Source organism: Mycobacterium sp. AT1, from assembly GCF_002043095.1.
GTDB lineage: Bacteria > Actinomycetota > Actinomycetes > Mycobacteriales > Mycobacteriaceae > Mycobacterium.
The window spans coordinates 1-23,039 of the sequence record NZ_MVOC01000057.1; the positions used below are offsets into that span (position 1 = coordinate 1).

The following is a 23,039-nucleotide window of genomic DNA, read 5'->3' on the forward strand; positions in this document are numbered from 1 at the left end:
GCTACAGCGCGGCGTTGATCGCGTCCACGCGGTCCTTTGCGTCACCGAACAGCATCTGGGTGTTCTCGCGGAAGAACAGCGGGTTCTGCACCCCGGCGTAGCCCGAGGCCATGGAGCGCTTGAACACGATGACGTTGTCGGCGTTCCACACCGTGAGCACCGGCATGCCGGCGATCGGGCTGCTGGGATCGTCGGCTGCAGCCGGGTTGACGGTGTCGTTGGCGCCGATGACGAGCACCACGGAGGTGTCGTCGAAGTCGTCGTTGATCTCGTCCATCTCCAGCACGATGTCGTAGGGCACCTTGGCCTCGGCGAGGAGCACGTTCATGTGGCCGGGAAGGCGGCCCGCGACGGGGTGGATGCCGAACCGGACGGTGACGCCGCGCTCGCGCAGCTTGCGGGTCAGGTCGGCGACGCCGTACTGGGCTTGCGCGACCGCCATGCCGTAGCCGGGGGTGATGATGACCGAGCTCGCCGAACTCAACAGTTCGGCGGCGCCGTCGGCGGTGATCTCGCGGTGCTCGCCGTAGTCCTTGTCTTCTGCGGGGCCGGCCTCGATGCCGAAGCCGCCGGCGATGACGGAGATGAAGGACCGGTTCATCGCCTTGCACATGATGTAGGACAGGTAGGCACCTGAGGAACCGACGAGCGCGCCGGTCACGATCAGCAGGTCGTTGGACAGCAGGAAGCCCGACGCCGCGGCCGCCCAGCCCGAGTAGCTGTTGAGCATCGACACCACGACGGGCATGTCGCCGCCGCCGATGGAGGCCACCAGGTGCCAACCGAGCAGCAGCGCGAGGGCGGTGACGACGATGAGCAGCCACAGCTGCGGGGTGATGACGAACCACACCGTGAGGGCGAAGAACACCACCAGCGCGCCGACGTTCAGGAAGTTCTTGCCCGGCAGCATCAACGGCGTCGACTTGATGCGCGCCGAGAGTTTGAGGTTGGCGACGATCGACCCGGTGAACGTCACCGCGCCGATGAACACGCCGATGAAGACCTCGGCGGAGTGGATGCCGAGCAGGTTCTGGCCGTCCAGCACGGCGGCTTCGGCGCCGGAGAGGTCGCCTTCGACGTGCAGGTAGCCGTTCCAGCCGACCAACACCGCGGCCAGGCCGACGAAGCTGTGCAGTAGCGCGATCAGCTCGGGCATGCCGGTCATCTCGACCACGCGGGCGCGCCACAGGCCGATCGCGGCACCGATCGCCATCGCGCCGACCAGCAGGGCGATGCCCAGCGGCTCGATGTGGCGGCTGATGGCCAGGGCGATGGTGGCGATCAGCGCGACCGCCATGCCGGCCATGCCGAAGCTGTTGCCCGACCGCGACGTTTCGTGCTTGGACAATCCGGCCAGGGCCATGATGAAGAGCAGGGCCGCGACGACGTAGGCCGCGGTGGCGGCCGTTTCCAGGGTGAACATGGGTCAGCTCCTCGAGAACATGGCCAGCATGCGACGCGTCACCGCGAAGCCACCGAAGACATTGATGCTTGCCAGCAGGATCGCGACCGTCGCCAGCGACGTGACGATGACGTCGCCGTGGCCGATCTGTAGCAGCGCGCCGACGACGATGATCCCGGAGATCGCGTTGGTCACCGACATCAGCGGCGTGTGAAGGGCGTGGTGGACGTGCCCGATGACGTAGTAGCCGATCACGATGGCCAGCGCGAAGACCGTCAGGTGCACCTGCAGCGCGGCGGGGGACAGCGCGATCAGCACGAACAGCACCGCGGCGGCGGTGAACGTGATGCCAAGGCGGCGGCTCGCCGTCATCGGCTCCTTGACCGGCTTCGCGACGACGGGCGCGGCGGCGGCGGCCGCCGGTGCGGCCGACACCTGTACGGGCGGTGGTGGCCAGGTGGTCTCGCCGTCGCGCACGACGGTCACGGACCGCTGGACGACATCCTCGAAGTTGAGGGTGAGCTGCCCGTCCTTCTCGGGGGTGAGCAGCTTGAGGAGGTTGACCAGGTTGGTGCCGTACAGCTGGGACGCCGTGGCCGGAAGGCGCCCCGCGAGATCGGTGTAGCCGATGATCGTCACGCCGTTGTCGGTGACGATGGCCTGATCCTTGACGGTGCCCTCGACGTTGCCGCCGTTGGCCGCGGCCATGTCGACGATCACGCTGCCGGACTTCATCGAGGCGACCATCTCGGCGGTGATGATGCGCGGCGCGGGGCGGCCGGGGATCAGTGCGGTGGTGATGATGATGTCGACGTCGCCGGCCTGTTCGGCGTACAGCGCCGCCTCGCGGGCCTTGTAGTCGTCGCCCATCTCCTTGGCGTAGCCCGTGGCCGAGACCTCGGCGGCCTCCTTGTCCACGTAGAGGTACTCCCCGCCGAGGGACTTGACCTGGTCGGCGACCTCGGGCCGCGGGTCGGTGGCCCGCACGATGGCGCCCATGCTGCCTGCGGCGCCGATCGCGGCCAGCCCGGCCACGCCCGCGCCGACGACGAGCACCTTGGCAGGCGGCACCTTGCCCGCCGCGGTCACCTGACCGGTGAAGAACCGGCCGAAGGCGTGCGCGGACTCGACGACGGCCCGGTACCCGGCGATGTTGGCCATCGACGACAGCACGTCCAGTGACTGGGCCCGGGAGATGCGGGGGACCGCGTCCATGGCGAGCACCGTGATCGGGCGGGCCGAGAGCTTCTCGACAAGCTCGGGATTGAGCGCCGGTGAGATAAGGCTGACCAGTGTGGCGTGGTCGGCCAGCGCGGCGATCTCGGCGTCGTCGGGTGCGTTGACCTTCAGCACTACCTGGGCGGCCCAGGGGTCGCCGACATCGGCGCCCGCCTCGACGTAGGCGGCGTCGGAGAAGCTGGAGGCGTCCCCCGCGCCGGACTCGACGACGACGGAGTAGCCCAGTTTGAGGAGCGCTCCTACGGTCTGCGGTGTGGCGGCGACACGCGTCTCACCCGCGTGAGACTCGCGCGGAATCCCGATCTGCATCCGAAGAGTCTCGCATTTGCTCAACCAGCATGTGCGCACACCTCTGCGCGCTAGAGCCAGTCGCGCCTGCGGAACATCACGTACAGCACGGCCACCAGCAGCACGATCAGCGCGGAGCTGACGACGAAACCCGCGACGGTGTTCAGGCCCGGATACTCGACGTTTTGCCCGTAGAAGCCGGTGATCGCCGTCGGAACGGCGATGATCGCCGCCCAGCCGGTGAGCTTCTTCATCACGGTGTTCAGCCGGGCGTCTTGCAGCGAGAGGTTCGTCTCGAACACCGTCGTGACCATGTCACGAAGCGACTCGGTCCACTCCGACGCCCGCAGCACGTGGTCGTACAGGTCGTCGTACAGCGGGTTGAGCTCGGGAGAGGTCTTCGAGTCCAGCCGTCGACTCTTGATGGCGCTGACGACCTCGCGCATGGGCAACACCACCCGACGCAGCTCGACCAGGTCCTTGCGATAACGGAAGGTGCGCCGTTGCAACCCCCGCTTGGGTCCGTCCTCGTCGAACAGTTCGTCTTCCAGAGACTCGATGCCGTCGTCCAGGTCCTGCACCGCGTCGAAGTGCCCGTCCACCACGACGTCGAGCAGGCCGTGCACCAGCGCCCCGACGCCGTACTGCTGGCCGCCGAGCTCGTCGAACCGCTGGGACACCTCGTCCATGGCGAAGCCCGGGTCGTCGCCCGCGACCGGAGGCAGGCGCACCGTGATGAGCCCCCGGGGCAGCACGAACGCCGAGATGCGGTGCTTGACCAGCGTCGAGGTCGAGTCGTCGACGGCCGTCAGCATCTGGATCGCGTACACCGTGAAGAACGTGTGTGTGCGATAGACGGTGGCCTTGGTGCGCTCGTTCGGGGCCGTCGCGTCCTCGACCGCCCACATGTTCAGCTTCAGCTCCTCTGCCAAGGCCATGAGCGTGTCGTGGTCGGGGTCGTAGATGTCGGCCCAGACCAGGGTGTCCTCCGAGGTGAGGCAGTCCGAGATGGCCGAGAAGGTGAAGCCGTCCGCAGGTTCGCCCCGCACCCACATCCGTCCGCGCACCTCAGTCATGGCGCCATCATCCCGTAGCAGGCTGGGTATCTCGGTTGGGCACCGATCCCGCATCGAGATCCACGGGCCTGGTGCAATCCCGGCGACATGGCCCCACGATGGCTGTCATGAGCGTGGTGGTCGAACGTGGACTCGCACGGTGTCCGCGATGTGTGGCGGTCGCCGACTACACATTCGTCGAGTCCGGTCCCAATTCGTTGCGCTACGAGGTCAACTGCGGCAAGTGCGGTGAGGCCTACTGCGAGGTGCACACCCCGGTGGCGCCCGACTTCACGGCGTCGGCCGACGCGTTGGTGGTGATCCCGCCGCCCGTCCAACCAACCCCGTTCGAGCTGCGCAGGCGGCAAGCGATGGCATGGTTGACTGCCGTGGGCGGCAGGGTCATGTTGCGGCTCAACGGCATTCGGCACTAGCTCGGGGACGCACGGGCGAGGCCCCTCCCCGGATACCAGGAAGGGGCCTCATCGAAGCGGGATCTACAACTGGTTGCGCAGCTCCCGAAGGGTCTTCTCCAGAATTCTGGACACGTGCATTTGGGACACCCCGATGCGTTCGGCGATCTGACTCTGAGTCATGGACTCGAAGAAGCGCAGGTAGAGCACGGTGCGCTCCCGCTCGGGCAAGGCTGCCAACAGCGGTCGGACGGTCTCCTTGTCGGTGATGCGGTCGAATTCGAAGTCGATTTCGCCGACCGTGTCCGACACCATCCGCGGTGCCGAATCGCCACTCGAGACGGGCGCGTCGATGGAGTGCACGCGGTACGCCTCGGCGGCCAACATGCTGTCGACGATGTCCTCGCGGGTCATGTCGAGCAGCTCGGCCAACTGTCCGGCAGTGGGTGCCCGGCCCAGGGTTTGCGTCAATTCCATTGTCGCCCTGGTGATGTGACCGTGGCGGTCCTTGAGGCGACGCGGGACGTGCATCGACCAACCGTGATCGCGGAAGTGCCTGCGCACCTCGCCCATCATCGTCGGCACGGCGAAGGCCACGAAATGCGAGCCCTTCGTCGGATCGAACCGGTTGACGGCCTTGACCAGGCCCAACCTGGCGACCTGAGTCAGGTCTTCGATGTCCTCGCCGCGCCCCCCGTAGTGCCGCGCAATGCGGTCAGCCAGGGGGAGGCAACGCTTGAAGATGGCTTCGCGGCGACGGTCGACGTCGACTGCGCCGCCCAAGGTGTGGAACATCTCCATGACGTCGGCGTACTCGTCGACCTCGTGGACGTTCGCGGCTGGGCGTTCGAGTTGTACGGTCACGCGAACATCACCTCGATGACGTCACCGGCAGTAAATTCCGTTGTGCAGCAATGGTTTCCCATTGTTGGACCCCCTAACAGGCGTCCGTGAGCGCAGCGCAGGCACAAAGAGGAAAACGTCTCAGTGCCGCGTCGAGCCCGATCCGTCGAGGACGGAACCGGCAATTTGCCGTAGCCACGCGGGGAAGGTTTGAGTGCATCCTCTCGCAGGAGTCTCTACGAGTTAGGCCGCTTCTCAGCAGTGCCGCGGGGCTTCGTGCCCGCTTTGCACTAAACGGGGATGTCCTTACTGGACATGTTCCACCCTACGCCCTTTGGCTACCAACGGGTAGGCCGGTGACTAAAACTCTCCACGAGCGCAGCTGTGTACCCGCTGAGTGCGAACAGGTAGACACGGCGGATGACTGCGACACCTTCTGTTGACACCTGCTGTCGCTGAACGCGTTCCGTCCAGCCCAGCCTCGCAGAAAGTCGCAGAAATCGTGTCTGTCTTCGTAGAGATCACCCCCGACGAGTCGCACGTCGACTCGCCACCGGCGCGCACGCCGGCCAACAAATGGCGCGGCAGGCTGACCAGGGCCGCCTTGCCCCTGCTGTCGGTCGTCGTCTTTGGCATCGGGTGGCAGCTCGTCGCGACCGCCGGGCTGTGGAACCAGACCTTCGTGCCCTACCCGAGCACGGTCTGGAAGGCTTTCGTCGACGTCTCGACCACCCACGACGGCACCCGCGGCTACGCCGGCTACCTGCTGTGGGAGCACCTGTACATGACGCTGCGGCGGGTGTTCGTCGGCGTCGTGATCGGCGTCGGACTCGGCGTCGCACTTGGCCTGGTCATGGGGTCCGTCGGCTGGGTGCGCAGCGTCCTGGAGCCATGGCTGACCTTCCTGCGGGCGCTACCCCCGCTGGCCTACTTCTTCCTGCTGGTCATCTGGCTCGGCATCGACGAGGCGCCGAAGATCGCGCTGCTCGCCCTCGCCGCCCTTCCGCCCGCCGCCGTCGCCACCACCGCCGCGGTCGTCGCCGCGCCCGTCGGGTTGACCGAGGCGGCGCGAGCGCTCGGTGCCACCCGGCTGCAGGTCGTGCGTGACGTCGTCGTGCCGTCGGCGCTGCCGGAGACGTTCACCGGCATTCGGCTTGCCGTCGGCATGGCCTACTCGTCGGTGGTCGCCGCCGAGCTGTTCAACGGCATCCCAGGCATCGGCGGCCTGGTCAAGGACGCGAGCAACTACAACAACACCCCCGTGGTTCTTGTCGGCATCTTCGCGATCGGATTCTCGGGCCTGATCATCGACGGTCTACTTCGCGCCGTAGAGCGGCGTGCCGTCCCCTGGAGAGGAAAGATATGACGCTCAAAGCACTCGTCACTGCGGCGGTGGTCACCACGCTGGCGCTCGCCGGCTGCTCGGTGGACCACTCCGGGCAGGACGCCAGCAAGCCGACCATTCGCATTGGCTACCAATCCTTTCCGAGCGGCGACCTGATCGTCAAGAACAACAAGTGGCTCGAACAGGCACTGCCCGACTACAACATCAAGTGGACGAAGTTCGACTCGGGCGCCGACGTGAACACCGCGTTCATCGCCAAGGAACTCGACTTCGGCGCACTGGGGTCGAGCCCCGTCGCCCGTGGTCTGTCCGCGCCGCTGAACATCCCCTACAAGATCGCCTTCGTGCTCGACGTCGCAGGCGACAACGAGGCGCTGGTGGCTCGCGACGGCAGTGGCGTCAACACTTTTCCCGATCTCAAGGGCAAGCGCGTCGGCACGCCGTTCGCGTCCACCGCGCACTACAGCCTGCTCGCAGCGCTGGCGCAGAACAACCTGTCCGCCAACGACGTTCAGCTCGTCGACCTCCAGCCGCAGGCGATCCTCGCGGCCTGGGACCGCGGGGACGTCGACGCGGCCTACACCTGGCTGCCGACCCTCGACGATCTGCGCAAGACCGGCAAGGATTTGATCACCAGCCGTCAACTGGCCAAGGACGGCAAGCCGACGCTCGACCTCTCCGCGGTGGCCGACGAGTTCGCCGACGCGCATCCCGAGGTCGTCGACGTATGGCGCAAGCAGGAAGCGCGGGCGCTCACGACCATCAAGGACGACCCGACCGCTGCGGCCAAGGCCATCGCCGCAGAGATCGGACTGGATCCGAAAGCCGTTGAGGGACAACTGAAGCAAGGCGTCTACTTGACGCCCGACCAGGTGTCCTCCGCGGAGTGGCTCGGGTCCGAGGGAAAGCCGGGCAACATCGCGGCGAACCTCGAGAGCGCGTCACAGTTCCTGGCCGAGCAGAAGCAGATCCCGGCCGCGGCGCCGCTGAAGACGTTCCAGGACGCGATCTACACCAAGGGACTGCCCGGTGCCCTCAGTCAGTGAGCAGCCCTCGATCAGTGACGTTCGCGGTGGTGTGCGGATCGAGAATCTCGCACATCGCTACGGCGACGTGACCGCCCTCGGTCCGGTGGACCTCGACGTCGAACCCGGGGCGTTCCTGGTGTTGGTCGGAGCGTCGGGGTGCGGCAAGAGCACGCTGCTGCGGCTCATCGCCGGCTTCGAGGAGCCGACCGCCGGCCGGGTGCAGGTCTCTGGCGAGGTGCCGACACCCGGAGTGACTGCGGGTGTGGTGTTTCAACAGCCGCGGCTGTTCCCGTGGCGGACGGTCGCCGGCAACGTCGACCTCGCCCTGAAGTACGCCAAGGTGCCGCGGGAGCGGCGGGCCGAGCGGCGCGACCAACTCCTGCAGCGGGTTGGTCTGGAGGGCACTGGGAATCGCAAGATCTGGGAGATCAGCGGCGGCCAGCAACAGCGTGTGGCGATCGCGAGGGCACTGGCGGCCGAGACGCCGCTCTTCCTGCTCGACGAGCCGTTCGCGGCGCTCGACGCGCTCACCAGGGAACGGCTTCAGGAGGACGTCCGCCAGGTGAGCGCGGAGACCGGTCGAACGACGGTGTTCGTCACCCACAGTGCCGACGAGGCGGCCTTCTTGGGTTCTCGGATCGTCGTCCTTACCAGGAGGCCAGGTCAGGTCGCCCTCGACCTTTCCGTCGACCTGCCGCGCACGGGAGTCGATCCCGACGAGCTGAGGCGCTCGCCGGAGTACACGCGGCTGCGCGCCGAAGTCGGCCGAGCCGTGAAGGCGGCAGCCGCCTAACCAGCTCGGTTAGACCGGGGGGTACGCGGGGGGCGGGTACACGCCGCGCAGGCCCCACGGGATGAAGTTGAAGAAGTACTCGGCTTCGTCGCTGATGTCGTAGTCAGGATTCGGATCCATCATTACCTCCATAGCGGGCCGACTTTGAGCAAAGTCTAGCCCGTATCGAGCCGCGCCGAACAGTGGATACGGGTGATTCTCTAGACTGGCCAACCAGTTGATTGGTACCCCGGGTGGAGCCCCGGCCTACGTAGAGTGAGTCGCCATGTCCACCACCGAATCCTCGCCCAACGGCCTGACTCGTCGCGAGGAACTGCTTGCCGTCGCCACCAAGCTGTTCGCGGCGCGCGGTTACCACGGCACCCGGATGGACGACGTCGCCGACGCGGTGGGTCTCAACAAGGCCACCGTGTACCACTATTACGCCAGCAAGTCGCTGATTTTGTTCGACATCTGCAAGAGCGCCGCCGACTTCACCGTCGGCGCGTTGCACGACGACCCGTCGGCCTCGGCGCGCGAGATGATCTACCACTTCACCCGGCGGTTGCTGGTCGGCATCGCCAGCGACATCGAGCGTGGCGCCGTGTACTTCCAAGAGGCGCCGTACATCACCGAGTGGTTCACCGAGGAGCAGGTGGCCTACATCCGCAAGGCCGAGTCGTCGGTCTACGAACACGTCCGCGACGTCATCGACCGCGGCATCGCCAGCGGCGAGTTCTACGATTGCGACTCCCACGTGCTGGCGCTCGGCTACATCGGCATGACGCTCGGGTCCTACCGGTGGCTGCGGCCGCAGGGGCGCCGCACCGCGCAGGAGATCGCCGTCGAGTTCAGTACGGCCCTGCTTCGTGGACTGATCCGTGACGAAGCGACCCGAGCCGAGGCGCCCCTCGGCATCGACGTGCCCGGCTCGGCATAGGGGAGACCTATGCAGTCCACCCTGCTGTCCCGTCGCGATCTCGAGTTCCTGCTCTACGAGTGGCTGCGCGTCGACGAGCTGACCAAGCGGCACCGCTTCGCCGAGCATTCCCGCGACACGTTCGACGGCGTCCTGGACCTCAGCGAGGAGTTGGCCGAGAAGTACTTCGCCACGCACAACAAGAAGAGCGACGCGAACGAGCCGACATTCGACGGCCAGCACGTCACCGTCATCGGCGAGGTCAAGGACGCCATCGCCGCCTTCGCCCAGGCCGACCTGGTCGGGGCCAGCATGGACGAATCCGTTGGCGGTGCACAGCTTCCCGTGTGTGTGGCCCAAGCCGGGTTCGCGTACGTCTCGGCGGCCAACGTCAGCACCTCCGGCTACCTGATGCTGACGGTTGCCAATGCCAACCTCATCGCGAAGTTCGGCGACGCCGAGCAGATCGAGACGTTCGTCAAGCCCATGCTCGCCGGCCGGTTCACGGGCACGATGGCACTGTCGGAGACACAGGCCGGTTCGTCGCTGGCCGACATCTCGACCCGCGCGGAGCCTCGGGCCGACGGCACCTATCGGCTGTTCGGTTCGAAGATGTGGATATCGGGGGCCGAGCACGAACTCAACGACAACATCGTCAACCTGGTGCTCGCGAAGATCCCCGGCGGACCGGCTGGCACCAAGGGTATCTCGCTGTTCATCGTGCCGAAGTACCTCGTCGGCGCGGACGGTTCGGTCGGGGAGCGCAACGACGTCACCGTGGCCGGGCTGAATCACAAGATGGGCCAACGCGGTCTCAGCAACACGGTGCTGAACTTCGGCGAGGGCGTTCATACTCCCGACGGTGACGCCGGTGCCGTGGGCTACCTCGTCGGCGAGCCGCACCGCGGGCTGACGTACATGTTCCACATGATGAACGAGGCCCGCCTCGCCGTCGGGATGGGCGCGGTGTCGCTGGGCTACACCGGCTACCTCAAGTCCGTCGAGTACGCCCGCGAACGGACGCAGGGCCGGGTGGTCAAGGACCCCACGACGCCGCAGGTGCCGATCGTCGAGCATGCGGACGTCAAGCGAATGTTGTTGGCGCAGAAGGCCTATGTCGAGGGCGGGCTGGCGCTTGGGCTGTATTGCACCAAGCTGGTCGACCTGCAGCGCACCGCGGAGTCCGCCGAGGAGGACCAGCAGGTGACGGATCTGCTCGACGTCCTGGTCCCGGTCGCGAAGAGCTGGCCGTCGCAGTGGTGTCTGGAAGCGAACAGCCTGGCCATTCAGGTACACGGTGGCTACGGCTACACCCGCGAGTACGACGTCGAGCAGCACTACCGGGACAACCGGCTGAACCCCATCCACGAGGGCACCCACGGCATCCAGAGCTTGGACCTGTTGGGCCGCAAGGTGACCCAGCGCGGGGGAGCCAGCCTTGCCGAGCTCGGCAAGGCCGTGACGGCGACCGTCGAGCAGGCCGCCGCCGCGGGCGGGGAAGCCGCTGAGCTTGCCGCATCGCTGAACGCGTCGTGGCAGCGGGTCGTCGAGGTGACGGCCGCGATGTACGCAGTCGACGACGCCGAGGCGACGCTGGCCAACAGCGCGATCTACCTCGAGGCGTTCGGGCACGTCGTGATGGCGTGGATGTGGCTGGGGCAGTTCGTCGTCGCCGACGGTCGGTCGGGGGACTTCTATGACGGCAAGCGCCAGGCGGCCAGATACTTCTTCCGTTACGAGCTGCCGCGGACGGCGCCGCAGCTCGACCTGCTGGAAAGCCTGGACCGCACGACGCTCGAGATGCGCGACGGCTGGTTCTAGAACTCGACGATCTGGCGCACCGCGAGCCCGTCGGCCAGTTCGTCCATCCCTTCGTTGATCCGGTCGAGTTCGATGGTCGACGACACCAGCGACTCGACGGGAAGCCGGCCCTCCCGCCATAGCGCGACGAAACGGGGGATGTCCCGCGCGGGCACCGCCGAACCCAGGTAGCTGCCGATCAGGGACCGGCCCTCGGCGACGAAACCCAGTGGCGCGACGCTGATTCGAGCGTCCGGGTGGGGAAGCCCGACCGTCACGGTGCGCCCACCGGGGGCGGTCAGGGCGATCGCCGTCTCCAGTGCGGCGGGATGCCCAGCCGCCTCGATCACGATGCGCGCCTTCAGATCCCGTGCCTCCTCCGGCGTGACGGCGGTGTGGGCGCCGAGGGCAGTGGCCCGCGCCAGCTTCTCCGGCAGCTGGTCGACGGCGATCACCTCGACGTCGTCGTGCGCGAGGGCGGTCAGCAGCGCCGCCATGCCGACACCGCCCATGCCGACGATCGCGACCGTGTCACCCGGCCGCGGCTGACCCGCGTTGAGAACCGCGCCGCCGCCGGTGAGCACCGCGCAGCCCAAAAGGGACGCCACCACCGGTGGAACGTCGTGGTCCACCGGCACGACGGACCGCCGGTCGACGACGGCGTGGGTCGCGAAGGCGGAGACGCCAAGGTGGTGCAGCACCGGTCCCTCGTCGGCGGACAGTCGCGTGCCACCGGCCAGCAGCACTCCCGCGCCGTTCGCGGCGCTGCCGGGGATGCACGGCGCGAGTCCGTCGGTGTCGCAGGCGGGGCACTCGCCGCACCGCGGCAGGAACGTCATCACGACGCGTTGTCCGACGGCGAGGTCGCCAACGCTCGCGCCCACCTGCTCGACGACGCCCGCAGCCTCGTGGCCAAGCAGCATCGGCACCGGGCGCACGCGGGAGCCGTTGACCACGGAAAGGTCGGAGTGGCACAGCCCGGCGGCTTCGATGCGGACCAGCAGCTCGGTGTCACCGGGCGGGGCGAGTTCGAGGTCGGTAATGGTCAACGGCTTGGACTCGGCGTAGCGCTGAGGCGCTCCGATGCGGTCGAGCACGGCTCCACGGATCTTCACACCGACCAGCTTGCCCTCACTGAGACACTCGTGGGGTGAGCATCGACCAGCGAGACGAGCGAGACCTGACCTCACGCGACTTTCCCGTGCACTGGCCGGTGTTGACCAGGTGGACCGACAACGACATGTTCGGCCACCTCAACAACGCGGTGTACTACGCGTTGTTCGACACCGCGATCAACGCGTGGCTGGGCACGAGCACTGGTCACGACCCGCTGACGGCGCCGGCGCTTGGTGTCGTCGCCGAATCAGGGTGCCGCTACTTTGCCGAACTTCAGTTCCCCGACCCCCTTGTCGTCGGGTTGGCCGTCACCCGGCTCGGTACCAGCAGCGTCACCTACCGCCTCGCGGTGTTCGCCCAGCCGGAGACGGCCGACGACGTGAAACCGGTTGCCGCCGTTGGGCATTGGGTGCACGTGTACGTCGACCGGGCCGGTCGTCGACCAGTCCCGATCCCCGAGGCGCTCCGCACCCAGCTGGAAACCGCTGTCACCACCTGAATATGCTCGCCCGATGCCACTCGTGAGCAAGACCGTCGAGGTCGAGGCCTCCGCAGAATCGATCCTCGCGATCGTCGTGGACTTCGAGTCCTACCCCCAGTGGAATGAAGAAGTAAAGGGCGTCTGGGTGCTGGCCCGGTACGACGACGGCCGGCCCAGCCAATTGCGGCTCGACGCCTCCGTCAACGGTTTCGACATCTCCTATATCCAAGCCGTCTACTACCCGGGCGACAGTCAGATCCAGACCGTCATGCAACAGGGTGACCTCTTCTCCAAGCAGGAGCAGCTGTTCTCCGTCGTCGCGATGGGTCCGACCACGCTGCTGACCGTCGACCTCGACGTCGAGACGACGATGCCCGTGCCCAAGCCGATGGTGAAGAAGATGGTCAACGACGCACTCGACCACCTGGCCGACAACCTCAAGAAGCGCGCCGAGACGCTGTCCTCCTAGCGACTACGTCCAGAGTCCCAGTTCGTCCAGCCGCGCGGTCAGTCGCCGCGCTCCGTCGGTGAACTGCGCGTCCGTCACACGCACGACGGTGTCGACGTCGTGGCGGCGCAGCGCGGCGACGAGCTCGCGACGGTTCGCAACCGAGTGACGGCCCCACTGCGGATCGTTGGCGTAGATGTGAGGTGGCAGGTACTTGGCGACGTGCAGCATGAACCACGCCAGCTTGATCCGCCCCGACGCCCGGTTGAACGTCCGATGGAAGGCGAACTCCGCGTCCACCACCTCCGCGGTGTCCTGTCGGCCGATGGCATCGGCCACGACGTCGGCGAGCCGCTCGAGCTCGTCGATCTCCTCGTCGGTGATGCGTTCGGCGGCCGACCTGGCGAGCTGACCGGCAATCACGGCCTGCAACCAGAAGATGTCCTCGATGTCGTCACGGGTGAACGGCGAGACCATGTGCCCGCGATGTGGTTCGAGCTGGACCATGCCCTCGCCGCGCAACGTCCGCAGGGCTTCGCGGACGGGGGTGATGCTCACCCCGAGCTCGGCGGCCGTCTCGTCGAGGCGGATGAAGGCGCCAGGGCGTAGCGCGCCGGACATGATGCGGATCCGGAGGTGCCCCGCGACCTCGTCGGAGAGCTGTTCGCGGCGTGGCCGGGTAGGTGCGCTCACGGTACTAGTGCCTTCATCGGTCCCCCCGCCGTCGGTCCCGTCGTCCGGGCTTGTCCACGAGCCACCGAGGCCATAGTGTGACCGGGGCAACACCATGTTTGATCAAATATCAACGCCGCGCAACCTGCGCACGCACACAGGGAGCACAGACGTTGACCGAGATGCCAGCGCCGGATCGGCTGCTCGTCCAGCAGCCCTACTTGGCCCGTCGGCAGAACTGGACCACCCAGCTTGCGCGTCACGCCCTGATGCAACCGGACGCGGCGGCCTTGCGTTTCCTCGGACAGACCACGACGTGGGGCGAACTCGACCGACGCGTCACCGCCCTCGCCGGGGCGTTGAGCCGCCGCGGCGTCGCCTTCGGTGACCGCGTCCTGATCCTGATGCTCAACCGTGCCGAATTCGTCGAGTCGGTGCTGGCTATCAATCTCCTCGGCGCCATCGCCGTGCCCGTGAACTTTCGCATGACACCGCCGGAGATCGCGTTCCTGGTCGGCGACTGCGAGGCGCGTGTCGTCGTCACCGAGCCGGTGCTGGCGTCGGTCGCCACCGCGGTCCGAGACCTCGACCCGACGCTTGCCGACGTCGTCGTGGCTGGCGGGTCCACCGAAGACGGCGTGCTCGGGTACGACGACCTACTGGACGAAGAGGGTGCCGCCCCCGAACCGGTGGACATCCCCAACGACTCACCCGCCCTGATCATGTACACCTCGGGCACCACCGGGCGTCCCAAGGGTGCGGTGCTCACCCACGTCAACCTCTCCGGTCAGGCGATGACGCACCTGTTCACCAGCGGCGCGGACCTGAACAACGACGTCGGCTTCATCGGCGTCCCGCTATTCCACATCGCCGGCATCGGCAACACCATCACCGGCCTCCTGCTCGGACGGCCGACGGTGATCTATCCCGTCGGCGCCTTCGACCCCGGTGCGCTGCTCGACGTCCTCGAGGCAGAGCTCGTCACCGGCATCTTCCTGGTACCCGCGCAGTGGCAGGCGGTATGCGCCGCCCAGCGCGCCCGACCCCGTCAGCTGAAACTGCGTGTCTTGTCCTGGGGCGCCGCCCCGGCATCGGACACCCTGCTGCGCGACATGGCCGACACCTTCCCCGGCACCCAGATCCTGGCCGCGTTCGGCCAAACCGAGATGTCGCCGGTGACCTGCATGCTGCTCGGCGAGGACGCCATCAGGAAGTTGGGCTCGGTCGGCAAGGTCATCCCGACGGTGTCGGCACGCGTCGTCGACGAGGACATGAACGACGTTCCGGTCGGCCAGGTGGGCGAGATCGTCTACCGGGCACCGACGTTGATGGCCGGTTACTGGAACAACCCGAAGGCCACCGCGGAGGCCTTCGCCGGCGGCTGGTTCCACTCCGGTGATCTGGTTCGCCAGGACGACGAGGGCTACGTGTGGGTGGTCGACCGCAAGAAGGACATGATCATCTCCGGCGGAGAGAACATCTACTGCGCCGAGGTGGAGAACGCTCTGGCCGCGCACCCGTCGATCGGTGAGGCGGCGGTGATCGGTCGTCCGCACCCCAAGTGGGGCGAGGTTCCGGTGGCCATTCTGGCGTCGACGGCGGAAGTCACGCTCGAGAACGTCCAGGAATTCCTCGACGACAGGCTCGCGCGGTACAAGCATCCGCGGGCCATCGAGGTCGTCGACGCACTGCCCCGCAACCCTGCCGGTAAGGTCCTCAAGACGGAACTGAGGGCACGCTTCGGCAAGGAAGACCTGATTGACGCTGACGAAAGTTCTTCTGTCTCAACGGTTTCAGCCGACACGACGGAAGGCTGACCTGCCATGACGAGTTTGCCAGCCGGCTCGATGACAATCCGGCCGATGCGGTGCACCCCGCCGAATTCATCGGGTACTCTCCTGTGGTCCGCCTTACTACCCACGAGTAGGGAGACTGTGATCACAGACACGAAGCTTGGGCAAGGAGGGGGCGTGCGACACCTTCTGCCGTTGCGCCACGACAACCGTGGCCAGGTCCTTCGGTGACGGCCCAGACGCCGGGGTTCGTCGACTACGTCCGCGACCAAGTTCGACCGGGCCTCGAGGCCGTCGGCGGCTTCGTCAAGATGTGCGTGCTGACCGGCAAGGCACTCTTCCGCAGCCCGTTCCAGTGGCGCGAGTTCATCCTCCAGGGCTGGTTCCTCATGAGGGTCGCATTCCTGCCCACCATCGCGGTCGCCATCCCGCTGACGGTGCTCATCATCTTCACCCTCAACATTCTTCTCGCCGAGTTCGGTGCCGCCGACATCTCCGGTGCCGGGGCCGCGCTCGGAGCGGTTACCCAGCTGGGTCCGCTGGTAACCGTGCTCGTCGTAGCCGGCGCCGGTTCCACCGCGATCTGCGCCGACATCGGCGCCCGCACCATCCGCGAGGAGATCGACGCCCTCGAGGTGCTCGGCATCGACCCGATCCACCGCCTGGTCGTCCCGCGCGTGATCGCCTCGACGTTCGTCGCCTTCCTCCTCAACGGCGCCGTGATCACCATCGGCCTGGTCGGCGGATTCGTCTTCGGCGTCTACATCCAGAACATCTCGGCAGGCGCCTACGTCTCGACCCTCACCCTGGTGACCGGGCTCCCCGAGGTCCTGATCTCCGTAATCAAGGCGCTCATCTTCGGCATGATCGCCGGCCTGGTCGGCTGCTACCGCGGACTCACCGTCTCCGGCGGCGCCAAGGGCGTCGGCACCGCGGTCAACGAGACGCTGGTGCTCTGCGTGATCGCGCTCTTCGCGGTCAACGTCATCATGACCACGATTGGCGTTCGATTCGGAACGGGGCGCTGACATGTCTACCTCTGCAGTTCTCAGGTCGCGCTTCCCCCGCGCCATCGCGGGCGGCGAACGACTGGCCAAGTCGCCCGCGCGGTTCCTCGACAGCGTCGGCCACATCGCCTGGTTCGTCGTCACCGCCGTCGGCTCCATCGGCCACGCCTTCCGGTTCTACCGCAAGGAAATGCTGCGGCTGGTCGCCGAGATCGGCATGGGCACCGGCGCCATGGCCGTCATCGGTGGCACCGTCGCCATCGTCGGCTTCGTCACCCTCTCCGGCGGCTCACTGATCGCCATCCAGGGCTTCGCCTCGCTGGGCAACATCGGCGTCGAGGCCTTCACCGGCTTCTTCGCCGCCCTTGTCAACGTCCGCATCGCCGCCCCGGTCGTCGCCGGTCAGGCGCTGGCCGCCACGGTCGGCGCAGGCGCGACCGCCGAACTGGGCGCGATGCGCATCAGCGAGGAGATCGACGCCCTCGAGGTCATGGGCATCAAGTCGATCTCGTACCTGGTGTCGACGCGCATCATGGCTGGCTTCGTCGTCATCATCCCGCTGTACGCGATGGCAATCATCATGTCGTTCCTGTCGGCACAGATCACGACGACGCTGTTCTACGGACAGTCGACCGGCACCTACGAGCACTACTTCCGCACGTTCCTGCGGCCCGACGACGTCGCCTGGTCCTTCGTCCAGGCGATCATCATCTCCGTCATCGTGATGCTCAACCACTGCTACTACGGCTTCTACGCCAGCGGCGGCCCGGTCGGCGTCGGCGAAGCCGTCGGCCGCTCGATGCGCGCCTCGCTGATCGCGATCGTGCTCGTCGTCCTGTTCGCATCGTTGGCGCTGTACGGCACCGACGCCAACTTCAACCTGACGGTGTAGCCGATGACCGCACCAGGCCAGACGAAGTCTCCGGTCAACGAGCCGCGGACGCCCCCGTACAAGGTGGCAGGCGTGGTTCTGCTGATCATCGTCGCCATCGTGGTCGCGCTGGTCTGGAAGCAGTTCCGCGGTGGCTGGAGTGAGCCCGAGAAGCTGACCCTGATCTCGTCACGGTCTGGGCTGTCGATGGACCCCGGCTCGAAGGTCACCTTCAACGGGGTGGAGATCGGCCGCGTGTCGGGCGTCTCCGCGATCAACCAAAACGGCGAGCCGATGGCCGAGGTCAACCTCGACGTCGACAAGCAGTTCACCAAGCTGATCCCGTCGAACGTGGACGCCCAGATCAAGGCGACGACCGTGTTCGGCAACAAGTACATCGCCTTCTCGTCGCCGGCCAAGCCGTCGTCGGAACCACTGGTCCCGTCGAAGCCGATCCAGGTCTCCGGCGTCACCACCGAGTTCAACACGCTGTTCGAGACGGTCGTCCAGGTGACCCAGAAGGTCGACCCCATCAAGCTCAACCAGACGCTGACGGCGGCCGCCCAAGCCCTCGACGGATTGGGCGAACGGTTCGGCCAGTCGATCGAGAACGGCAACGCGATCCTCGCCGACGTCAACCCGCTGCTGCCGCGGTTGCGGCAGGACAACCAGCGCCTCGCCGACCTGGCCGACATCTACGCCGACGCGTCCCCCGACCTCTTCGACGGGTTGAAGAACGCGGTGACGACGGCGAAGACGCTCAACGAATTGCAGGGCACCGTCGACCAGACCCTGATGGCAGCGGTCGGGTTCGGCAACACCGGCGGCGAGGTGTTCGAGAAGGCGGGTCCCTACCTGGTGCGCAGCTCGGCCGACCTGGTGCCCACCAGCGCCCTGCTCGACGAGTACAGCCCCATGCTGTTCTGCACGATCCGCAACTATCACGACGTCGAGCCGAAGATCGCCTCGTCGCTCGGCGGCAACGGCTACTCGCTGAACACCCACTCCCAGATCCTGTTCCCAGGCAACCCGTACGTGTACCCGGACAACCTGCCGAGGGTCAACGCCCACGGCGGCCCCGAGGGTAGGCCCGGTTGCTGGCAACCCGTGACCCGCGACCTGTGGCCCATGCCGTACCTGGTGATGGACACCGGCGCCAGCATCGCTCCCTACAACCACATCGAACTCGGTCAGCCCATCGCCATTGAGTACGTCTGGGGACGCCAAATCGGGGAGAACACGATCAACCCATGAGAATCACCGGTACAGCGATCAAGCTCGGCGCACTCTCCCTGGTGCTGCTGCTGTTCACCGCGCTCATCATCGTGGTGTTCGGCCAACTGCGGTTCGACCGGACCACGGGCTACACCGCGATCTTCAAGAACGCCAGTGGCCTGCGCTCCGGCCAGTTCGTCCGTGCCTCTGGCGTCGAGGTCGGCAAGGTCTCCGAGGTCCAGCTGATCAACGGCGGCAACGAAGTCGAGGTCCACTTCGACGTCGACCGGTCCTTGCAGCTGTTCCAGGGCACGACCGCCTCGATCCGCTACCTGAACCTCATCGGTGACCGCTACCTCGAGCTGAAGCGGGGCGACGACAACACCAAGCTCCCCGCCGGCGGAACCATCCCGGACACCAGGACCGAGCCCGCACTCGACCTCGACGCGCTCATCGGCGGGTTCCGGCCGCTGTTCCGGGCGCTCGATCCCGACAAGGTGAACAACATCGCCCAGTCGATCATCACGATCTTCCAGGGCCAGGGCGGCACCATCAACGACATCCTCGACCAGACTGCGTCCCTGACGTCGGCCCTGGCCGACCGCGACCAGGCGATCGGCGAGGTGGTCAAGAACCTCAACACCGTGCTCGCCACCACGGTCAAGCACCAGCAGCAGTTCGACGAGACGGTCAAGAACTTCGAGACCCTGGTCACCGGGCTGAAGAACCGAGCAGATCCGATCGCCTCGTCGGTCGCCGACATCAGCGACGCGGCAGGCTCGGTCGCCGATCTGCTCGGCGACAACCGGCCGCTGCTGCAGAAGACGGTGACGAACCTCGAAATCCTTCAGCAGCCGCTGGTCGACCAGAAGGAACAGTTGAACGACACGCTGATCAAGATTCCCGCCGCCCTCAAGATCATCGGCCGCGCGGGTGGCATCTACGGCGACTTCTTCAACTTCTACGCGTGCGACGTCACCCTCAAGTTGAACGGTCTCCAGCCGGGTGGCCCGGTCCGTACGGTCAAGGTCTGGTCTCAGCCATCGGGTAGGTGCACGCCGCAATGAGGTCAATCGAAGGCAACAACCGGATCCGCAACGGGATAGTCGGCATCATCATCCTGGTGCTCGTCATCGGCGTTGGGCAGAGCTTCGCCAGCGTCCCGATGATCTTCGCGCAACCGAACTACTACGCGCAGTTCACCGACACCGGCGGCCTGAACCCCGGCGACAAGGTGCGCATCGCCGGAGTCGACGTCGGCCAGGTGCAGTCGATGAAGATCGAGGGCGACAAGGTCCTCATCGGATTCACCCTTGACGGCACGAAGGTCGGCACCGACTCCCGCGCCAACATCCGCACCGACACCATCCTCGGTCGCAAGAACCTCGAGCTCCAGCCCAAGGGTTCGACGACGCTCGGCGCCAACGGCGTTCTGCCGCTTGGTCAGACCACCACGCCGTACCAGATCTACGACGCGTTCTTCGACGTCACCAAGGCGGCGTCGGGCTGGGACACCGAGTCGGTCAAGAAGTCGCTGAACGTGCTGTCGGAGACCATCGACCAGACATACCCGCACCTGAGCGCGGCGTTGGACGGCGTGTCCCGATTCTCGGACACGATCGGCAAGCGCGACGAGGACATCAAGACGCTGCTCGCCAACGCCAACAAGATCGCCGGCGTGCTCGGCAGCCGCAGCGGCCAAATCAACGACCTGTTGGTCAACGCGAAGACCCTGCTCGCCGCCATCAACGAGCGGTCCTACGCGGTCAGCATGTTGCTCGAGCGGGTCAGTGAATTCTCCACGCAGGTCAAGGGTTTCATCGACGACAACCCCAACCTGAACAAGGTGCTCACCCAGCTGCAGACCATCAGCGACGTGCTGGTGGCCAGGAAGTTCGACCTCGCGGACACGCTGACCTCGCTCAGCAAGTTCACCGCGTCGCTGGCCGAGGCCATCGCGTCGGGACCGTTCTTCAAGGTGATGCTCGTCAACCTGCTCCCGTACTGGATCCTTCAGCCGTGGGTCGACGCCGCCTTCAAGAAGCGCGGCATCAGCCCAGAGGAGTTCTGGGGCAACGCGGGTCTGCCGTCGTTCCGGTACCCGGATCCGAACGGGCAGCGGCAGCCCAACGGGGCCCCGCCGCCGGCGCCGACCCCGCTGGAGGGCACCCCTGAGCACCCCGGCCCGGCCGTCATCGCCGGCTCGCCCTGCTCGTACGCACCGGCCCCCGGCAACTACCCGACGCCGGGCAACCCGCTGCCATGCGCGTCGGCCGAGAACGGGCCGTTTGGTCCGAACCCCTACGGCGCCAACAACTACGGGCCGCCCGACGTGCTCGGCGCTCCGCCGAACCCGGATGCTCCCCCGCCGGCACCCGGCGTGCCGAGCGCGGCGTTCCCCGGTGAGTTCTCCCCGCCGGTTCAGGGCACCCCCGCGCCGCCGTTCGCACCGGGTCCGCCCGGGGCCAGGACCGTCCCGGCCACCCCGGGTCCGTCCGATCCGTACATCGCCCCCGGATCCCTGCAGGGCGACGGCACCTCGCCGCCACCGCCCGCACTGGTCGGTCCGATCCCACCCCCGGGACCAGGTCCACAGGTGGGTAGCGGAGGCGAACCGCTGCCTGGCAACCCGCCGTTCCTTCCGCCCGGATCCCAAGGTTAGGGGGCTGAGATGTCGACGATCTTCAACGTCCGAAACATGAAACTGCCCGCGCTGACCAAGACGAGCCTGATCGTGGGCACCGTGGTGCTCATCGGGGTCATCGTGGCTGCGTTCCTTGGCTACAACCTGTACAAGAAGCTGACCTACAACACCGTGGTCGCGGAGTTCCCGCAGACGCTGGCGCTGTACCCCGGCGACAAGGTCCAGATCATGGGCGTGCGGGTCGGCACGATCGAGAAGATCGAGCCGGCGGGCGACAAGATGCGGGTCACCTTCACCTACGAGTCGAAGTACAAGGTCCCGGCGAACGCCACGGCGTCCATCCTGAACCCGAGCCTGGTGGCGTCGCGGACGATTCAGCTGGCACCGCCCTACACCGGTGGCCCGGTGATGGAGAGCGGTGCGCTGATTCCGCAGGACCGCACCCAGGTGCCGGTCGAGTACGACGAACTCCGCGACTCGATCAACCGCATCCTGACCGACCTGGGGCCGACGAAGGACCAGCCCAAGGGTCCGTTCGGTGACGTCGTCGAGTCGTTCTCCGACGGTCTCGCAGGCAAGGGCGAGCAGATCAACACCACGCTGAACAACCTGTCCGAGGCGCTGACCACGTTGAATCAGGGCCGCGGCGACTTCTTCGGGGTCATCAAGAGCCTGGCGCTGTTCGTCAACGCGCTCTACAAGAGCGACCAGCAGTTCGTCGAGCTCAACGACAACCTGGCGCAGTTCACCAACTCCTTCACCAACACCGATCGCGAAGTGGCGACGGCGGTGCAGGACCTCAACCAACTGCTGAGCACCACCCGCGGTTTCCTCGACCAGAACGCCACCGTGCTGACCAAGGACGTCAACAACCTCGCCGAGGTCACCAACGCGATCCTGCAGCCGGAGCCACGCAAGGGCCTGGAGACGGGTCTGCACGTCTACCCCAACCTGGCGGCCAACATCGTCAACATCGCGTCGCCGAATGCTGGTGGCATCGTCGGCCTGCCGACCATCAACAACTACGCGAACCCGATGCAGTTCCTGTGCAGCGCGATTCAGGCGGGCAGCCGGCTGGGTTACCAGGATTCCGCGGAGCTGTGCGCGCAGTACCTGGCACCGATCCTGGACGCGACGAAGTTCAACTACCCGCCGTTCGGGCTGAACCAGATCACCGCGGCGATGACGTTGCCCAAGCAGATCGCGTACTCCGAGCAGCGGCTGCAGCCGCCTCCGGGCTACAAGGACACCACCGTTCCCGGTGTCTTCTCGCGGGACACGCTGTTCTCCCACGGCAACCACGAGCCGGGGTGGACCGTCGCACCGGGCATGCAGGGCGTGGAGGTGCAGCCGTTCACGCAGAACATGCTGACCCCCGAGTCGCTCAGCGAGCTCATGGGCGGACCGGACATCGTCGCCCCGCCTGCGCCGCCGGCATTTGGCGTCAACGACGGCCGTCTGCCCGGACCGCCGAACGCCTACGGCGAGAACAGCCCGCTGCCTCCGCCGTGGTATCCGCAGCCAGGTCCGCCGCCGGCACCGGCGCCGGGCGTGCTGCCCGGCGATCCGCTCGGCGCCGTCACTCCGGCGGGCGGAGCGGCGCCGGCCGCCGCACCCGCGCCGGCTGGACCACCGCTGCCCGCTGAAGCAGGAGCCGGTTGATGAGCCGCTTGCGCGAAGAAAAGACA

The 23,039-nt window shown here is 66.8% G+C and carries 22 protein-coding genes; 15 read left to right on the forward strand and 7 right to left on the reverse strand.

Annotation, left to right across the window (positions count from 1 at the left end):
* Position 1: 1 nt before the first annotated feature.
* From pntB to B1790_RS24795, 3 genes are read right to left on the reverse strand one after another with little or no spacing between them, the layout of a single operon-like run.
* Positions 2–1,423: a Re/Si-specific NAD(P)(+) transhydrogenase subunit beta gene (gene pntB / locus B1790_RS24785; RefSeq protein WP_079925935.1), complete on the reverse strand. Its 1,422-nt coding sequence runs from the start codon at positions 1,421–1,423 to the stop codon at positions 2–4.
* Between the two features lie 3 nt (positions 1,424–1,426).
* Positions 1,427–2,950 (reverse strand): Re/Si-specific NAD(P)(+) transhydrogenase subunit alpha, encoded by a 1,524-nt coding sequence (locus B1790_RS24790; RefSeq protein ID WP_079925936.1) that lies wholly within the window; start codon positions 2,948–2,950, stop codon positions 1,427–1,429.
* Positions 2,951–3,000: 50 nt separating this feature from the next.
* The gene (locus B1790_RS24795) at positions 3,001–4,005 is read right to left on the reverse strand and encodes a magnesium transporter CorA family protein (protein WP_079925937.1); all 1,005 of its coding nucleotides are present in this window, start codon (positions 4,003–4,005) and stop codon (positions 3,001–3,003) included.
* Between the two features lie 107 nt (positions 4,006–4,112).
* On the opposite strand from B1790_RS24795, the gene B1790_RS24800 reads away from it, so the two are divergent.
* Positions 4,113–4,418 carry a hypothetical protein gene (locus B1790_RS24800; RefSeq protein WP_198952120.1) on the forward strand — a complete coding sequence of 102 codons (306 nt, stop codon included), beginning with the start codon at positions 4,113–4,115 and terminating at the stop codon, positions 4,416–4,418.
* Positions 4,419–4,481: 63 nt separating this feature from the next.
* On the opposite strand, the gene B1790_RS24805 is transcribed toward B1790_RS24800, so the two are convergent.
* Positions 4,482–5,261 (reverse strand): SigB/SigF/SigG family RNA polymerase sigma factor, encoded by a 780-nt coding sequence (locus tag B1790_RS24805; protein WP_255407304.1) that lies wholly within the window; start codon positions 5,259–5,261, stop codon positions 4,482–4,484.
* Between the two features lie 481 nt (positions 5,262–5,742).
* On the opposite strand from B1790_RS24805, the gene B1790_RS24810 reads away from it, so the two are divergent.
* The 3 genes from B1790_RS24810 to B1790_RS24820 are packed head-to-tail and all read left to right on the forward strand — an operon-like array spanning position 5,743 to position 8,406.
* Positions 5,743–6,606, forward strand: a complete 864-nt coding sequence (locus B1790_RS24810) for an ABC transporter permease (protein WP_079925939.1) — start codon at positions 5,743–5,745, stop codon at positions 6,604–6,606.
* The gene (locus B1790_RS24815; protein WP_079925940.1) at positions 6,603–7,631 is read left to right on the forward strand and encodes a glycine betaine ABC transporter substrate-binding protein; all 1,029 of its coding nucleotides are present in this window, start codon (positions 6,603–6,605) and stop codon (positions 7,629–7,631) included. The genes B1790_RS24810 and B1790_RS24815 overlap by 4 nt, the downstream gene beginning before the upstream one ends.
* Positions 7,615–8,406, forward strand: a complete 792-nt coding sequence (locus B1790_RS24820) for an ABC transporter ATP-binding protein (RefSeq protein ID WP_079925941.1) — start codon at positions 7,615–7,617, stop codon at positions 8,404–8,406. Before B1790_RS24815 ends, B1790_RS24820 begins: the two co-directional genes overlap by 17 nt.
* Positions 8,407–8,415: 9 nt before the next feature.
* On the opposite strand, the gene B1790_RS34420 is transcribed toward B1790_RS24820, so the two are convergent.
* Positions 8,416–8,529, reverse strand: coding sequence for a hypothetical protein (locus B1790_RS34420; protein ID WP_173008004.1), 114 nt, complete (start codon positions 8,527–8,529; stop codon positions 8,416–8,418).
* A gap of 142 nt (positions 8,530–8,671) precedes the next feature.
* On the opposite strand from B1790_RS34420, the gene B1790_RS24825 reads away from it, so the two are divergent.
* Positions 8,672–9,325, forward strand: coding sequence for a TetR/AcrR family transcriptional regulator (locus tag B1790_RS24825; protein ID WP_079925942.1), 654 nt, complete (start codon positions 8,672–8,674; stop codon positions 9,323–9,325).
* A gap of 9 nt (positions 9,326–9,334) precedes the next feature.
* Positions 9,335–11,125, forward strand: a complete 1,791-nt coding sequence (locus B1790_RS24830; RefSeq protein WP_079925943.1) for an acyl-CoA dehydrogenase — start codon at positions 9,335–9,337, stop codon at positions 11,123–11,125.
* Here B1790_RS24830 and B1790_RS24835 read toward each other — a convergent pair.
* Positions 11,122–12,219, reverse strand: a complete 1,098-nt coding sequence (locus B1790_RS24835) for an alcohol dehydrogenase catalytic domain-containing protein (protein WP_079925944.1) — start codon at positions 12,217–12,219, stop codon at positions 11,122–11,124. The two genes, B1790_RS24830 and B1790_RS24835, sit on opposite strands and share 4 nt — an antisense overlap.
* Before the next feature lie 41 nt (positions 12,220–12,260).
* Between B1790_RS24835 and B1790_RS24840 the strand changes: the two genes are divergently transcribed.
* Entirely contained in the window at positions 12,261–12,719 is a 459-nt protein-coding gene (locus B1790_RS24840; protein ID WP_079926118.1) for a thioesterase family protein, read from the forward strand.
* A 13-nt stretch (positions 12,720–12,732) separates the two neighbouring features.
* On the forward strand, positions 12,733–13,170 hold the full coding sequence (locus tag B1790_RS24845) for an SRPBCC family protein (protein ID WP_079925945.1): 438 nt from the start codon (positions 12,733–12,735) through the stop codon (positions 13,168–13,170).
* 3 nt (positions 13,171–13,173) lie between these two features.
* Here the strand turns inward: B1790_RS24845 and B1790_RS24850 are convergent, their stop codons facing one another.
* Entirely contained in the window at positions 13,174–13,842 is a 669-nt protein-coding gene (locus B1790_RS24850; RefSeq protein WP_233165304.1) for a GntR family transcriptional regulator, read from the reverse strand.
* Positions 13,843–14,003: 161 nt separating this feature from the next.
* On the opposite strand from B1790_RS24850, the gene fadD5 reads away from it, so the two are divergent.
* The 7 genes from fadD5 (at position 14,004) to B1790_RS24885 (ending at position 23,013) form a co-directional block, all read left to right on the forward strand.
* Positions 14,004–15,638 carry a fatty-acid--CoA ligase FadD5 gene (gene fadD5, locus B1790_RS24855; protein WP_079925947.1) on the forward strand — a complete coding sequence of 545 codons (1,635 nt, stop codon included), beginning with the start codon at positions 14,004–14,006 and terminating at the stop codon, positions 15,636–15,638.
* A 287-nt stretch (positions 15,639–15,925) separates the two neighbouring features.
* Entirely contained in the window at positions 15,926–16,642 is a 717-nt protein-coding gene (locus tag B1790_RS24860) for an MlaE family ABC transporter permease (RefSeq protein ID WP_369832424.1), read from the forward strand.
* A 1-nt stretch (position 16,643) separates the two neighbouring features.
* A complete protein-coding gene (locus B1790_RS24865) occupies positions 16,644–17,513 on the forward strand; it encodes an ABC transporter permease (RefSeq protein WP_079925949.1) in 870 nt (289 codons plus the stop codon).
* A 3-nt stretch (positions 17,514–17,516) separates the two neighbouring features.
* On the forward strand, positions 17,517–18,746 hold the full coding sequence (locus B1790_RS24870; protein WP_079925950.1) for an MCE family protein: 1,230 nt from the start codon (positions 17,517–17,519) through the stop codon (positions 18,744–18,746).
* A complete protein-coding gene (locus B1790_RS24875; protein WP_079925951.1) occupies positions 18,743–19,774 on the forward strand; it encodes an MCE family protein in 1,032 nt (343 codons plus the stop codon). The genes B1790_RS24870 and B1790_RS24875 overlap by 4 nt, the downstream gene beginning before the upstream one ends.
* Positions 19,771–21,369, forward strand: coding sequence for a virulence factor Mce family protein (locus tag B1790_RS24880; protein ID WP_079925952.1), 1,599 nt, complete (start codon positions 19,771–19,773; stop codon positions 21,367–21,369). Before B1790_RS24875 ends, B1790_RS24880 begins: the two co-directional genes overlap by 4 nt.
* Positions 21,370–21,378: 9 nt before the next feature.
* Positions 21,379–23,013, forward strand: coding sequence for a virulence factor Mce family protein (locus tag B1790_RS24885; RefSeq protein ID WP_079925953.1), 1,635 nt, complete (start codon positions 21,379–21,381; stop codon positions 23,011–23,013).
* Positions 23,014–23,039: the final 26 nt, after the last annotated feature.